Here is a 14,872-nt window from a genome sequence, read left to right as displayed (position 1 = left end):
CTACTCATTTTATTGTCCGACACAGGCCATTGATTGTCCGATGGAAACGATTTATTGTCGGAAATCCACTGTTTATTGTCCAAATGCCATGAAAATAGCACCACACTACCCACTAGAGAAGTTTGCTTCTATTTTTTTATTTTTTTACAGGCGAAAATGGATTCTTGAAAATAAGAACTTTCTTAGCTGAAAGGGCAGTAGCATTAGGCTTATAGGTTCACCCGAAAAAAGTTTATGCCATTTTTTCAAGAATGATCATAGTTTTAGAGGAATATGTATGAAGATGAACATTTTTTGAGGAAGGTGTGATTGGTTGTTGTGGCAAGAAGTGGAGGCTGAAATCAACCGGATTGCGAATCGGTTTTACGAAGATCAATTGCCGGATGGTTCATGGGGCTATCCGTTTGAGACAGGAATTTCTTCGGATTGTTATTTGATCATTTTGCTTCGGATGTTGGAAATCAATGATGAAGAATTAATCCGTTCATTAGTCAACCGAATAGTAAAAAAACAGGAATCTAATGGCGCGTGGAAGCTTTTTTATGATGAAGGAGATGGGAACGTATCAACGACGGTGGAAGCATATTATGCCCTTCTGTTTTCCGGTTACCGAAAGAGACATGAACCTGAAATGCTGCGGGCGAAACAGTTTATTCTTTCAAAAGGTGGCATTCAAGAGGCGCATACATTTACGAAAATCATGCTGGCGATCACCGGGCAATATGAATGGCCGGCTTATTTTTCAATTCCCGTTGAAGTGATGCTTCTACCACTTTCATTTCCGGTCAATTTCTTTGATTTGTCCGTCTTTGGGAGAGTGAACTTTGCCCCCATTCTTATTCTTGCCGACTATAAGTACAGCATAAAGTCTGAACAATCGCCGGATTTGTCTGATTTGTTTATAGGGCAAAATCGGGCCTTTTTTGGGGACTTCGGATTAAATGACGATCAAAATTTGGAATGGCACTCCGTTTTGAATTTAATCAAACATGGGATTCAAAGCATCGTTGATCCCGATCAATCGCATGAAGCCGCTTTAAAACGGACCGAAGAGTACATGCTTAAACGAATTGAGCCTGATGGAACGTTCGAATGCTTTTATAGTGCAACGTTTTTAATGATTTTTGCTTTACTTGCCCGGGGATATGCGAAAACAGACCCGATTATCCGCCGGGCTGTTCAAGGCTTAAAATCGATGATCTGCCAAATTGGTGGCAACCTTCATGCGCAATACACGACGGCAAACGTATGGAATACAACGTTAATTAGCTATGCGCTTCAAGAAGCGGGCCTTTCTCCTTCAACAAAGGTCATTCAAAAGGCAAATCAATATATTCTTTCCCGGCAGCAGAATAAATATGGGGACTGGGCCGTACACAATCCTCATGCGAAGCCGGGGGGCTGGGGATTTTCCGACATGAATACAATCAATCCTGATGTCGATGACTCGACCGCCGCATTAAGAGCGATTCGCCGATTAGCGCCGGAGAATGCCATTTATCGGCGGGCATGGGAGAGGGGAATGGACTGGGTGCTCTCGATGCAAAACAGTGACGGCGGCTGGCCGGCTTTTGAGAGAAATGTAGATAAAGAATTTCTTACATTGCTGCCAATTGAAGAAGGACAGGATATATTGATTGATCCGTCAACACCCGATTTAACGGGAAGGACGCTTGGCTTTTTAGGAGATTGCACGTATTTAAATCGGCACTATCCAATGATTAAGCGCGGAATAAAGTGGCTGCTCGATTCTCAAAGGGAAGACGGTTCATGGTTCGGTCGCTGGGGGATTTGTTATTTGTACGGTACGTGGGCGGCTGTCACGGGAATGCGGGCAGTCGGTGTGCCACATGATCATCCATCGATTCAAAAAGCGGTTACATGGTTAAAGAAAACTCAAAATCCGGATGGTGGATGGGGGGAATCTTGCAGGAGCGATATTGAAAAAAGATATATTCCACTAGGAGTTAGCACGCGGACCCATACGGCGTGGGCACTTGATGCATTAATTGCCGCCTCAGGGGATACGACGCCTGAAATCGAACGCGGAATCCGTTTTTTAGCCGGTGGAGAAGGACAAGAAAAATGGATCAGGCAGTATCCGAAAGGAAAGGGAATGGCGGGTGCATTTTACATTCACTACCATAGCTACGACTACATCTGGCCGTTGCTTGCGCTTGTTCATTATAAAAAGAAATTTTTTTGAAAAGGTGGATTAGCTAATCTGCCTTTTTTCATTTTCCAACATTTTTCTGCAAATTCCGAAAGAATGTAATTGATTTTTAGTTTTGCGAATATTATCATTAAATTAATAATTTGGAATTGGTGTTCCGAATTTCGGAACACCAATAAAGGAAGGAAGATCTAGATTGGTACTTATCGGGGTCGCAATTGTCATTATTGGCTTCATTATTCGCTTAAACCCGCTATTGGTTGTAACAGTGGCTGGGCTTGTGACAGGGCTTGTCGCTCATCAATCGTTATACGAAATCATTTCGCAGTTTGGCGAGGCGTTTACGGTCAACCGCTATATGGCCGTCTTTATTGCCACGCTGCCGGTGATCGGGCTGCTTGAACGATTCGGATTGCGTGAACAGGCGGAATCAGTCGTTTCCAAAATCAAGGCGGCAACGGCCGGACGCATTCTTATGCTCTATTTTTTCATTCGTGAAGTAGCGGCTGCATTCGGCCTTACTTCCATCGGCGGCCATGCCCAGATGGTTCGCCCGCTCATCGCTCCGATGGCAGAGGGAGCGGCGGAAGCAAAGTATAAAAAAGTGCCTGAAGATGTGAAGGAAAACATTCGCGCGCATGCCGCTGCTGCGGACAATATCGGCGTATTTTTCGGAGAGGATGTCTTTGTCGCAGTTGGCGCGATTTTGTTAATGCAAGGATTTTTTGCTCAAAACCACATCGCGTCTGATCCATTGAAAATGGCATTATGGGCCATTCCTACCGCGATTTGCGCCCTTATTGTGCACTTCATTCGCTTATTCTTGCTTGACCGTTCATTAGACCGGAAACTTCGAAACTACGAAAGCTCTGAAGTTTCGAAAAAGAAGGAGGCGTAACCGTTGTTTATTTCAATTGAACTTGTTTATATATTTTTAGGGATCATTGCCATAGCGGGCAGCATTTACACGTTTTTTGACCGGAACAATCCGCGTCGCCTCACATCCGGGCTATTCTATTTGTTATACGGGATATCGCTTTTACTTGGAAAGGTCATTCCGTCGTTTTATATGGGGCTTCTCGCCATCGTTCTAGTAGTGCTTGTCGGATTTGGAGGATTAGGCAAGGGGAGTTACGGTGAAGCGAGCCTTGAGGAAAGAAAGCAAAATCAAAAACGTCTGGGGAAATGGCTGTTTGTCCCTGCATTGTTGATTCCGATTTTAACCGTTGCGGGAACGACAGGATTAAAAGGGGTGAAAGTATTCGGAACCTTTTTATTTGACCAGAAGAATTTGACATTAGTTTCGTTAGGTGCGGCAACGGTTGTGGCGCTGATCGTCGGGCTGCTGATGACAAAGAGCAAGCCGGCTGTTGCGATTAAAGAATCGAGACGTCTATTGGAGTCGATCGGTTGGGCCGCTGTCCTTCCGCAAATGCTTGCGACATTGGGGACGATTTTTGCCAGCGCCGGGGTCGGGACGGTTGTTTCAAAGCTAGTAGGCCACGTTATTCCAACTCACTCCCTTTTCTGGGTCGTGGTCGCGTATTGTATCGGAATGGCGCTATTTACGATGATCATGGGCAATGCTTTTGCGGCTTTTCCAGTCATGACAGCGGGAATTGCGATTCCTCTTTTGATCCATCAATTTGGGGTTAACGCCAACCATGTAGCCGCGATCGGGATGTTTGCCGGTTATTGCGGGACATTGATGACGCCGATGGCCGCAAACTTTAACATCGTTCCGGCGGCATTGCTTGATTTAAAGGATAAAAACCGGGTGATAAAAGTTCAAACTCCGACTGCGCTCATTATTTTAGGAGTCAATATTGTCTTAATGTATTTATTTTCACTATAAAATTTCAGGCTGTTGGGAGAATGCAAGATGCAAAATAAAAACAAAACGGTCGTTAAATCGATGGACCTGCTCAATCTTTTCGTCCGCCACGCAACATTGAATCTCAATGAAATGGTTGAATTGTCCGGCATGCCGAAAACGTCCGTTCATCGAATGGCGGGTTCGCTAGAGAGCATGGGATTATTGCAAAAAGATGAAGAAGGAAACTATTCACTTGGATTATTGTTTTTACAGTTTGGCCAATTAGTTGCCGATCGTTTGGATATCCGGCAAATCGCCTTGCCCGTTATGAAAAAATTGCGTGATGAGGTGCAGGAAGCGGTCAACTTAATCGTCAAAGACGGAACCGAGGCGATGTACATTGAAAAAGTGGACACTCCGCACCCTGTTCGCCTTTATACGAAGATCGGAAGAAGGTCGCCCTTATATGCAGGAGCGTGCTCGAGAATCATCCTCGCATTTTCTGAAAGAGAAGAGCGTGAAACCTATTTAAACGAGACGGAGCTAAAGCCGGTCGGTGCCGGGACGATTACGGATAAAAAAAGATTGCAGCAAGCATTACAGGATGCTAGAGAAGAAGGGTATACGATCAGCTATTCAGAATTAGAGAATGATACCGTCGCGATTGCTGCTCCCGTATTTGATCATACGGGCCACCTCGCTGCAGGGCTCAGCATTGCCGGTCCCGAATCCCGATTGAACGACGAACGGATTCCTGAATTGGTTCGCCAGGTAAAAGGAGCGGCGGAAGAAATCTCCGTACGGCTCGGATGGCGGAAAAACTATTTGGATTCGGATTGAAAGGGGCATTCACGATGAAGACAGTTTTAGTGACAGGATTCGATCCGTTTGGCGGAGAACCGGTTAATCCGGCTTTAGAAGCGGTCAAACAATTAGAAGGGTCTTTCGCAAAAGAATATCAAATCGAGGTGCGGGAAATACCGACTGTTTTCGCAAAATCGCTTGATGTTTTGTATAAATCCATTGAAGAAACAAATCCGGATATTGTCATTTGTGTCGGACAGGCAGGTGGCCGCCCTGATCTTACAGTCGAACGTGTGGCCATCAATGTAAATGACGCCCAGATTCCAGATAATGAAGGCAATCAGCCGATCGATACGCCAGTTGTAGAAGGCGGGCCTGTCGGATATTGGTCCACATTGCCAATTAAAGCAATGGTCAAAGAAATGAAGAAGCAGGGCGTCCCGGCTTCCGTCTCTCAAACGGCGGGCACATTTGTCTGCAACCATCTTTTTTATGGGTTAATGAATTATGTCGCAAAGGCAAAACATCCGATTCGCGGCGGTTTTATCCATATCCCGCTATTGCCCGAGCAAGCAGTGCACCATCCGGGGCAGCCAAGCATGGCGCTGGAGACGATCGTAAAAGGGCTAAAGGCCGCAATTCGCGCTGCTGTAACATATGAGCGCGATATAGTTGAAATCGGAGGGCAAACTCACTAAAATTGTTCGAAAATAAAGTTAAAATTCAAAAATTCACACATTTTTGGCTCTGAATCGCCTGAATGAAGCATAAGTTTTAGTCTGGGAAGCCGTTTATTGTCCGAAATCAATTGTTTATTGTCCGAAAATCATGATTTATTTTCCAAACATTGAAATTTACTTTCCGATCATGCTGATTTATTTTCCAACCATCGTTTTTTATTTTCCAAAGCTATGATGAAGGCATAAAGAACAAGAAAAGGAGGGTCAAAAAATGGAGCACTACGAATTTACACCGCTCGGGGATTCCGGCATGATTGTCAATATGGGAGAAGAAATCGACCGAAAGACGCATGAGAAAGTAACGGCTTTATCCGCCTATCTGGAAGAACACCCTTTTGACGGAATGACCGAATATGTGCCGGGCTTTACGACGGTGGCCGTTTTTTATGACCCGCTCAAGATTTACAATCAGTCAATAAATGAATTCCCTTATGAAGCTGTTGTGAAAACGTTGAAACAAATTCTATCTAAACTTTCAACCAGAAAGCAAAGCGAATCACGAGTGGTTGACATTCCGGTTTGCTATGGCGGGGAGTTCGGCCCGGATTTAAAAGAAGTTGCAAACCATGCCGGGTTAACGCCAGAAGAGGTGGTCAGAATCCACTCCGGAACGGAATACATGGTCTATATGATCGGATTTGCGCCCGGGTTCCCTTATTTAGGGGGGATGGATGAACGTCTCGCTGTCCCAAGGCGTCCGTCTCCGAGAGTTTCTATTCCTGTTGGCAGTGTTGGAATTGGCGGAAAACAAACAGGCGTCTATCCGATTGAAAGTCCTGGCGGCTGGCAGCTCATTGGGAAAACACCTATAAAATTATTCCGCCCGGAAGAAGATCAGCCAAGTCTATTGCGTGCGGGTGATGTCGTCCGGTTTCAGCCGATTTCACGTGAAGAGTTTGAACGCTTGGAGGTGGGCGACTAGATGAGCATTGAAATACTCCAGTCCGGCTTATCGACAACGATTCAAGACTCAGGAAGAACCGGCTATCAAAAGCACGGTGTTGTTGTCGGCGGTGCGATGGATCCTTTTGCTTTAAGAATGGGCAATTTGCTCGTCGGCAATGAAGAAGGGGCGGCAGTAATTGAGGCAACACTTATCGGACCGAAGCTTCTATTTCATGAAGACCACCTTATCGCCATCAGCGGCGGTGATTTATCCCCGAAAATAAACGGCAAGCCGGTGCTATCGTGGCGTCCCGTATGGGTGAAGGCAGGAAGTGTGCTAGCGTTCGGTCATGCCAAAAAAGGGTGCCGCGCATATGTTGCGATTGCCGGTGGAATCGATGTGCCTATTGTTATGGGAAGCCGGAGCACGTATGTCCGGGCAAAGCTGGGAGGATTGGAAGGGCGAGCATTAAAGACCGGTGACCGGCTTCCAATAGGAAAAACGAGTGTAGATTGTTTCAGCCTCGATAAAAAAGGAGACGCCCCTTTCTCGACAGCCAACTGGTCGATTGGCGAAAATGCCATTCCTTCGTATGATAACCGATCTGTTAGAACGATTGGTGGTCCGGAATTTAAAGACTTTACGGAAGAAAGCCGAACACGTTTTTTTGAAGATGAGTTTCAAATTGCCCCCCAGTCCGACCGAATGGGATACAGGCTTTCCGGTCCGGATTTGCAATTAAAAAAGCCGAAAGAGCAAGTTTCAGAAGCTGTATCAGCAGGAACGATCCAGGTTCCGCCCGGAGGAAGCCCCATCATTCTTTTAGCGGACAGGCAAACAACGGGTGGCTATCCGAAAATCGGCTATGTGGCGACAATTGACCTTCCGATTCTCGCCCAGAAAAAGCCGGGTGATACGCTCCGTTTTCAAAACACAACCGTAAAGGAAGCCCATTACGCGCTTCTCTTAAGAGAAAGAGCGATCAATCAGCTGAAATGCAGCATTGAATTAATGAAGACGGGAGGCTTTAAGCGTGTTTAAAGTGGATTTGAATTGCGATATGGGTGAAAGTTTCGGCCCTTATCAAAAAGGGAACGATCACGACCTATTAGACTTTGTGACGTCTGCGAATATTGCCTGCGGTTTTCATGCGGGAGATCCGGCGACGATGAAAAAAACCGTGAAAATGGCGCTTGAAAAAGGTGTGGCGGTCGGGGCACACCCCGGGCTTCCGGATTTGGCCGGTTTTGGGCGCAGAAATATGGATATTTCCCCAGATGAAGCGTATTGTCTTGTTGTCTATCAGATTGGGGCTTTACATGCTTTTGTTCAGGCAGAAGGCGGAAAGATGTGCCATGTAAAACCGCACGGGGCATTATACAATATGGCCTCGAAAAGCCCGGAACTTGCAGAAGCAATCGCCAGGGCCGTCTACAACGTCAATCCGGAGCTGGTTTTATTCGGGCTATCCGGAAGCGAGCTTGTTCGCGCTGGAGAAAAGGTCGGGCTTCGCACGGCCAATGAAGTGTTTGCTGATCGCACATATCAAATGGACGGAACGCTTACACCGAGGAGGCAAAAAAATTCGCTTATTACCGATGAAGAACAGGCTGTGAGCCAGGTAATTCGAATGGTCAAAGAAGGCCACGTCCGCTCATTGCAAGGAACTGACGTCGAGATTCACGCGGACACGATTTGCATTCATGGAGACGGTGTTCATGCACTCGAATTTGCACGAAACATACATCAAACTCTTATGAAAGCAGGAATAAGCATCCAGGCGTGTTTTGAAAATTAATTATAGACAAAATTGGCATTTAGGAGTATTCTTATGGTATAATTTCTAATTTGTAAAGACAAATTAAATATGCAAAGGGGAGTAGCGGCAAGAATCGTCTGGTTCTTGATACAAAGTCGTCAATTCGGAGACCATCTGGTTCCCGGCTTTGTAAGTACCGTCATCATATGACTTTACTATGCGAGACTTTTGCTTTTTTACAGAGGAGACGTATCTTTCCTGTGTAAAAAAGCAAAAGTCTTTTATTTTTTTCTCTACTATTTTTTCAGGGGTGTTGCATTATGGATGGGGATTTTTTTGTTGGCCTTCTTAAAATCATTTTAATTAACATTGTATTGAGCGGCGACAATGCGGTTGTCATTGCGCTCGCATGCCGAAACCTTCCTATCGACCAGCGGAAAAAAGCCGTATTTCTGGGGAGCTTCGGCGCCATTCTTTTACGCGTCATTCTCACATTTGTCGTTGTATGGTTGCTCAACATACCGTTCCTTCAGCTAATTGGCGGGGTATTGCTCGTCTGGATTGCGATTCACCTGCTTAAAGGGGATGAAGGGGATGAAGATTTAAAAGGCGGCTCAACGATTGCTGCTGCCGTTAAAACGATTATCATTGCCGACCTGGTTATGAGTTTAGATAATGTGGTCGCAATCGCCGGCGCGGCAGAAGGCAACCTCTGGCTTATCGGAATTGGGCTAGCCGTTAGCATTCCGTTAATTATTTGGGCGAGCCAACTGTTGATGAACTTGATGCACCGTTTTCCGATTATTGTTATTTTAGGAGCCGCTTTGCTCGGTTACACGGCCGGTGAAATGGCATTAGGCGACAAAGCGGTCGGGCACTATATTGAAACGGTATTTCCAATCGGGCATTATGTCATACCGATTGCCTTAGCGATCCTTGTTGTCGTTATCGGAAAGTTCAGCGGCAAAAAAGAAAAGAACAAAGAAAAAGAGAAGACAACGGCATAAAAAATAAAAAACCCGGTTTTTGCCGGGTTTTACTAATTTATTCGAATCCCTCACCTCTTATAAAGCCCGCCAGTGTACATCGCTGTTAGGTGATGGGCAATGTCTTTGACGGAATATCCGTGCTCATTTCGAACGATATCCCATAAGTACATTTCATTGGCATAAAACCAACCACGGGCCGCTAAATGACTGTCAACATCAGTACGGGCCAACCCGATTTTTTGAGAATAGGTAATGTCCTGCGCAATGCGCTCGATAAACCGTTCGCGAATGGTTTGCCACCTCAGTCTGACATCATCCGATGCTCTAATCGCTTCCTCAATGACCTGCATCATCCGCCGTTCTTCATTTGCCATTTCTAAAAAACGCCCTACTTGATGTTCGATCAATTGATAGGCTTCCTCGCCTGTTTGAGGCTCGAAAGATAGTTCGGCAATTCCATAAAACTTGTTCATGACATCTTCCATTAATTCAATGAAAATATCATCTTTATTTTTAAAATGAACATATGCCGTGCCATAACCGGTATTGGCTTTTTTAATGATCTGGGAAATCGTTGTTTTTTGAAATCCTTCCGCCAGAAATATGTCGCGGCCGGCTTCTAACAAATTCTCTCTCGTTTGCATCGAACGCAACTTGCGTGTTGAAAGCTCTTTCTCCATTGAAATTCCTCCGACCTTATTTTTATTTATTGTAAAAAAATGATGATCCATAGTCAATGATATGATGTCATTGACATGATGTCAGTTTCCGTAGTATAGTGAATTTAGACCTTACTGAAAATTCGAACGGAGGGACTGCAATGGATGTGAAAACGTTTGATTCGTCTTATGAACATGCGCTTCAATTAGACCTACAGGACGAGTTAGCTTCATTCCGAAATGAGTTTTATGTAAAAGAAGGAACGATTTATCTTGATGGGAATTCACTCGGTTTAATGTCAAAACGGGCGGAAGCTTCTCTGCTTAAGCTACTTGATTCTTGGAAGCAGTTCGGCATTGATGGATGGACGGAAGGAGAACATCCATGGTTCTACTTGTCGGAACAATTAGGGAGCTTAATGGCTCCACTCATCGGTGCTCTGCCTGAAGAAGTGATTGTAACCGGTTCCACGACAGTCAACCTCCATCAATTGGTGGCGACGTTTTATGAGCCGGTCGGGAAGCGGACGAAAATTTTAGCAGATGAATTGACGTTTCCAACCGATATTTATGCCTTACAGAGCCAGATTAAACTAAAAGGCCTGAACCCGGATGAGCAGTTAGTTCAGGTGAAAAGCCGCGATGGACGGACGATTGACGAGGATGACGTGATCAATGCAATGACGGATGATATTGCCCTTATCGTCCTGCCGAGCGTCTTATACCGGAGCGGACAAATTTTAAATATGAAGCGCCTGACGGAAGAAGCCCATAAGCGCGGCATTCTTATTGGATTTGATTTATGCCATTCAATCGGCGCGATCCCGCACGACTTTAAGGAATGGGACGTTGACTTTGCGTTCTGGTGCAATTACAAATATTTAAGCGCCGGCCCGGGCAGCGTAGCCGGCCTTTATGTAAACCGGAAGCATTTTAACCGCACGCCGGGGCTTGCCGGCTGGTTCAGCTCCCGGAAAGATAAACAATTCGACATGGAGCACGTACTGACTTCTGCCGAAGATGCGGGGGCTTACCAGATGGGCACACCGCATATTTTAAGCGTAGCGCCGCTAATCGGTTCGCTTGAAATATTTCAAGAAGCAGGAATCGAGCGCTTAAGAAAAAAATCGCTCCAAATTACACGCTACATGATCGATTTAATCTTGAGTGAACTCGATGGCATGGGCTTTACGATCGGGAATCCGCTTGACGACGAACGGCGGGGCGGGCATATTTATTTAGAACATGCAGAAGCTGCGCGAATTTGCAAAGCGTTAAAAGAAAATGGGGTGATTCCTGATTTCCGCGCGCCAAATGGCATTCGCCTTGCGCCTGTCGCCCTTTACAATACGTATGCGGATGTATGGCATACCGTACAAATATTGAAGAAAATTATGATGGAAGAGCAATATAAAAAGTTTGAAAATAAAAGAGGGGTAGTCGCTTAACGATCCTTAAAATAGGCGCCTGCCGCAAGTTACAGGTGGGAACAAGCACATTAAACAAACGTTTGATGAATAGAAAGGAAGTGCATCGATGACGGAAAAAAACGTGCACCATAAGGAAAATTTAGTTGCGGAGAAAGGGATCCATACCGATTTTATTAATCGAATGACATATGGGGAGTACTTGCAGTTAGACAGCCTGCTTGACAGCCAAAAAAGACTGTCCGGGCACCATGATGAAATGTTATTCATCATCATCCATCAAGTGAGCGAATTGTGGATGAAATTAATCTTGCATGAGGTCGGGGCGGCGATCGCTTCCATTCAAAAAGATGAACTTCAGCCGGCGTTTAAAATGCTTGCGCGCGTATCGAAAATTCAGTCGCAAATTATTGAAGCATGGGATGTTCTGGCAACGATGACCCCTTCTGAATATATGGAGTTCCGCGAAAAGTTGGGCCAGGCTTCAGGATTCCAATCATATCAATACCGGATGATTGAGTTCGCGCTTGGCTATAAGACGCGCCACGTCCTTGAAATTTACAAAAAGGATCCGGTGTTGCACGAACGTCTAACGGAGGCGCTTCAAGCTCCTAGCCTTTATGATGTGTCCATCCAGGCATTGGCGAAAGCAGGTTTTCCAATTAACCCGGAAGTCTTAAACCGGGACGTGACGGAACCTTATGAAGGAGATCCTTCAGTTGAAGCGGCATGGCTTGCTGTTTACCGCGATGTTGATACGTATTGGGATTTGTATCAATTGGCAGAGAAGCTTGTCGATCTGGAAGACTGGCTGCAACAATGGCGTTTCCGTCATATGAAAACGGTCGAACGAATCATCGGATTTAAAATGGGAACCGGAGGATCATCCGGTGTGAAATATTTGAAAAAGGTCCTCGACCACCGCTTCTTCCCTGAACTATGGGATTTACGGACAAAACTATAATGAAACGAAAAAGCTGACAAAAGTTAAACGCTTTTGTCAGTTTTTTACACTGAATAACGGGATTCAGCAATTCGCGATACTGACAAACCACGATTTATCCAAATGTATTACATTATTTTGTCCTTGGAAAATAGTAAGTGCTCTAATTTGGACAGTAACTAATGATATTCGGATAATAAGTACTCCTTTTTGGATAATAACCCTTGCGTTTCGGACAATAAATGCAAATAATACTAATTTTATTGTCCGATAAAAGCAATTTATTGTCCGTTTGAACTCACTTATTGTCGGAAATCTTTGCTTTATTGTCTGTAGCCCTAATATGTTTCCGAAAGTAATGCGAAAAATTAAAGAAAACTTAACTTCGAACAAAGATATGAAGCATTTTGTTCTTCTATAATTCCAGAGGGATCTTATGTATGAAAGAAAAATAAAAAAGCGCCACAACGGCGCTTTTTTATTTTTTAAACCGATAAGGAACGGTTGCGATGACGATGTCTTTCGTGCGGACCAAATAGGCACGGATTAACAGTCCTGATTGATTGTGGAGGAAGCTTTGCCACCATCGTTTGGTATAAAATTGCGGCATGACAACGGTAATCGCGGTTTTTACTCCTGTTTGTTCGGTTTTATATTGGACCGTATCAATAAACTTGCTTAAAGGAGTAAGAATGCTTCGGTAAAGGGAATGCAAGGTTACAAGCCGCACTCCTGTATCCCATTGTTCCCATTCTTTCTCCATTTTTTCGATCGCTTCCGGACTTTGCCCGACATAAACGGCAATGACATTATCCGATAATGATTTCGCATAGTTCAACGATTGTGCGACGACTTTCGTAATGCCAGCGACTGGTACGATCACTACATTTTCATTAATCGGTGTATCTTTTAGCTTTTTCGATAAATCGACCCTTAATTGATCGCCAACCGCTATATAATGTTCGTGAATTTTGTGGAAGATGAAAACGACAAGCGGAATAAAAATAAGGGCGATCCACACTTTGCTAAACTTTGTAACAAAAAAGATGATTAATATTAAATAACAAATTAAGGCTCCGGAAAGGTTCGCCGCTAATTTGACCATCCAGCCAGACGGTTTTTCACGGATCCATTTCAGAATCATCCCGGTTTGAGACAACGAGAACGGAATAAACACCCCAACGGCATATAAAGGAATAAGATTTTCGGTGTTCCCTTTAAAAATGAGAATAAGAATAATGGATGCTACACCTAATGTAATAATTCCGTTCGAATAACCTAAGCGATCGCCTCTTACCGTAAACGGCCTTGGCATAAATTTATCTTTCGCGAGATTAAACGAAAGCAATGGAAATGCTGAAAAGCCGGTGTTAGCGGCCAGCACTAAAATCAGCGCAGTCGTTGCCTGGATGAAATAATAAAAAATATTTCGTCCAAAGATCGAGGCGCCAAGCTGAGACATGACTGTTTCTTTTGCGGAAGGCGCAATGCCATACCAATAGGCTAAAAAGACAATTCCGGAAAATAGAAACGCTAAAATGCAACCCATCATGACTAGCGTTGCCGCCGCATTTTTCGGAGCGGGATCTTTAAAGTTTGGAATGGCGTTTGAAACCGCCTCTACCCCGGTTAATGCCGAACAGCCTGAACTAAAAGCCTTTAATAAAAGGAATAAACCGACACCCGCAACCGGCGTTCCTACCGCAGTGTGCGCATGAGCCGGGGCATGTCCGGTTGCTACTTGATAAATGCCGGCAACAATTAAAATTGCAAGTGCAATCACAAACAAGTAAACGGGATAAGCCAGGACGGTTGCTGATTCGGTCAATCCTCTTAAATTAAGAAGGGTAATGATAATGACGATGCAAACCGCAATAATCACACTGTATGGATGAAGTGTTGGAAAAGCCGACGTAATCGCATCCGTACCGGCTGAAACGCTAACCGCAACCGTTAATATATAATCGACTAATAGTGATCCTCCGGCGATGAGGCCAAAGTTCATCCCTAAATTTTCTTTAGCGACCATATACGCGCCGCCGCCATGAGGGTAAGAGTAAATAATTTGGCGATACGATAAAATGAGCGCGGCTAATAAAATAAGAACACCAATGGCAATCGGCAACGAATACCAAAATGCGATAGCACTGACGGTAGCCAGAACAATCAAAATTTGTTCAGGACCGTAGGCCACTGAAGATAAGGCATCCGAAGAAAGAATGGCGAGTGCCTTTAATTTATTCAGTTTTTGATCGTGCAATTCATTGGACTTTAATGGTTTACCGATTAAAAGCCGTTTTATTTTACTATACATAATCAAACTCCTGGATCATGATTAAATTTGAATAAATCATTTATACACCATTTTAGTTTCTCCTACAATAGAAGATGTATGAAAAAACCTTCTTTCATTGAAATAATTTTTCGTAACCGAACCTTCGTTTTCGGAGGATAACTGCCAATTTATTTTGCCTGTGTTATGCAAAAATAAGATGTTGAATGCAAATTTATTTTGCACGCAATTCCTAAAATCTATTTCTACCGGGTTATTTTTGATTTTGGCATTAAACTTGCATTAGTTTTATTGGTGAAAAAACAATTTGGAGGTATACACTTATGACAGTTCCATATACGCACGAACCATTTACGGATTTTAGTATTTCGGAAAATAAATCC

The 14,872-nt window shown here is 44.3% G+C and carries 13 protein-coding genes; 11 read left to right on the top strand and 2 right to left on the bottom strand.

The features are described from left to right. The first annotated feature begins 313 nt into the window (after window positions 1–313). The 9 genes from shc (at window position 314) to WD019_RS16565 (ending at window position 9,185) form a co-directional block, all read left to right on the top strand. The gene (shc, locus tag WD019_RS16605) at window positions 314–2,206 is read left to right on the top strand and encodes a squalene--hopene cyclase (RefSeq protein WP_425712223.1); all 1,893 of its coding nucleotides are present in this window, start codon (window positions 314–316) and stop codon (window positions 2,204–2,206) included. A gap of 163 nt (window positions 2,207–2,369) precedes the next feature. Beyond that, window positions 2,370–3,071, top strand: a complete 702-nt coding sequence (locus tag WD019_RS16600) for a DUF969 domain-containing protein (protein ID WP_425712222.1) — start codon at window positions 2,370–2,372, stop codon at window positions 3,069–3,071. A 3-nt stretch (window positions 3,072–3,074) separates the two neighbouring features. Then, window positions 3,075–4,028, top strand: a complete 954-nt coding sequence (locus WD019_RS16595; protein WP_425712221.1) for a DUF979 domain-containing protein — start codon at window positions 3,075–3,077, stop codon at window positions 4,026–4,028. Between the two features lie 27 nt (window positions 4,029–4,055). Beyond that, window positions 4,056–4,829 (top strand): IclR family transcriptional regulator, encoded by a 774-nt coding sequence (locus tag WD019_RS16590; RefSeq protein WP_425712220.1) that lies wholly within the window; start codon window positions 4,056–4,058, stop codon window positions 4,827–4,829. 14 nt (window positions 4,830–4,843) lie between these two features. After that, window positions 4,844–5,491, top strand: coding sequence for a pyroglutamyl-peptidase I (gene pcp, locus WD019_RS16585; RefSeq protein ID WP_425712219.1), 648 nt, complete (start codon window positions 4,844–4,846; stop codon window positions 5,489–5,491). 253 nt (window positions 5,492–5,744) lie between these two features. Continuing rightward, a complete protein-coding gene (gene pxpB, locus WD019_RS16580; RefSeq protein WP_425712218.1) occupies window positions 5,745–6,455 on the top strand; it encodes a 5-oxoprolinase subunit PxpB in 711 nt (236 codons plus the stop codon). Beyond that, window positions 6,456–7,460 carry a biotin-dependent carboxyltransferase family protein gene (locus WD019_RS16575; protein WP_425712217.1) on the top strand — a complete coding sequence of 335 codons (1,005 nt, stop codon included), beginning with the start codon at window positions 6,456–6,458 and terminating at the stop codon, window positions 7,458–7,460. Then, window positions 7,453–8,217 carry a LamB/YcsF family protein gene (locus WD019_RS16570; protein WP_425712216.1) on the top strand — a complete coding sequence of 255 codons (765 nt, stop codon included), beginning with the start codon at window positions 7,453–7,455 and terminating at the stop codon, window positions 8,215–8,217. The genes WD019_RS16575 and WD019_RS16570 overlap by 8 nt, the downstream gene beginning before the upstream one ends. A gap of 281 nt (window positions 8,218–8,498) precedes the next feature. Then, window positions 8,499–9,185, top strand: coding sequence for a TerC family protein (locus WD019_RS16565; protein WP_425712215.1), 687 nt, complete (start codon window positions 8,499–8,501; stop codon window positions 9,183–9,185). A gap of 50 nt (window positions 9,186–9,235) precedes the next feature. On the opposite strand, the gene WD019_RS16560 is transcribed toward WD019_RS16565, so the two are convergent. Further along, a complete protein-coding gene (locus WD019_RS16560; RefSeq protein WP_026677376.1) occupies window positions 9,236–9,847 on the bottom strand; it encodes a TetR/AcrR family transcriptional regulator in 612 nt (203 codons plus the stop codon). A gap of 140 nt (window positions 9,848–9,987) precedes the next feature. Between WD019_RS16560 and kynU the strand changes: the two genes are divergently transcribed. Then, window positions 9,988–11,274: a kynureninase gene (gene kynU / locus WD019_RS16555; protein ID WP_425712214.1), complete on the top strand. Its 1,287-nt coding sequence runs from the start codon at window positions 9,988–9,990 to the stop codon at window positions 11,272–11,274. A gap of 88 nt (window positions 11,275–11,362) precedes the next feature. After that, window positions 11,363–12,217, top strand: a complete 855-nt coding sequence (kynA, locus tag WD019_RS16550) for a tryptophan 2,3-dioxygenase (protein ID WP_425712213.1) — start codon at window positions 11,363–11,365, stop codon at window positions 12,215–12,217. Between the two features lie 457 nt (window positions 12,218–12,674). Here kynA and WD019_RS16545 read toward each other — a convergent pair whose 3' ends face one another. Beyond that, entirely contained in the window at window positions 12,675–14,510 is a 1,836-nt protein-coding gene (locus WD019_RS16545) for an APC family permease (RefSeq protein WP_425712212.1), read from the bottom strand. Between the last annotated feature and the right edge of the window lie 362 nt (window positions 14,511–14,872).

The sequence above is a fragment of the Fictibacillus sp. Mic-4 genome (assembly GCF_049843615.1).
GTDB lineage: Bacteria > Bacillota > Bacilli > Bacillales > Fictibacillaceae > Fictibacillus_A > Fictibacillus_A gelatini.
The sequence above is the reverse complement of the archived record's forward strand: the minus strand, read 5'-3'. Positions and strand labels throughout refer to the sequence as shown.

What these genes read in the sequence shown, in the direction of transcription:
- WD019_RS16590 (WP_425712220.1), top strand. Translation starts at nt 4,056, where the DNA reads ATGCAAAATAAAAACAAAACGGTCGTTAAATCGATGGACCTGCTCAAT.
- pcp (WP_425712219.1), top strand. Translation starts at nt 4,844, where the DNA reads ATGAAGACAGTTTTAGTGACAGGATTCGATCCGTTTGGCGGAGAACCG.
- pxpB (WP_425712218.1), top strand. Translation starts at nt 5,745, where the DNA reads ATGGAGCACTACGAATTTACACCGCTCGGGGATTCCGGCATGATTGTC.
- WD019_RS16575 (WP_425712217.1), top strand. Translation starts at nt 6,456, where the DNA reads ATGAGCATTGAAATACTCCAGTCCGGCTTATCGACAACGATTCAAGAC.
- WD019_RS16565 (WP_425712215.1), top strand. Translation starts at nt 8,499, where the DNA reads ATGGATGGGGATTTTTTTGTTGGCCTTCTTAAAATCATTTTAATTAAC.
- WD019_RS16560 (WP_026677376.1), bottom strand. Translation starts at nt 9,847, where the DNA reads ATGGAGAAAGAGCTTTCAACACGCAAGTTGCGTTCGATGCAAACGAGA.
- kynU (WP_425712214.1), top strand. Translation starts at nt 9,988, where the DNA reads ATGGATGTGAAAACGTTTGATTCGTCTTATGAACATGCGCTTCAATTA.
- kynA (WP_425712213.1), top strand. Translation starts at nt 11,363, where the DNA reads ATGACGGAAAAAAACGTGCACCATAAGGAAAATTTAGTTGCGGAGAAA.
- WD019_RS16545 (WP_425712212.1), bottom strand. Translation starts at nt 14,510, where the DNA reads ATGTATAGTAAAATAAAACGGCTTTTAATCGGTAAACCATTAAAGTCC.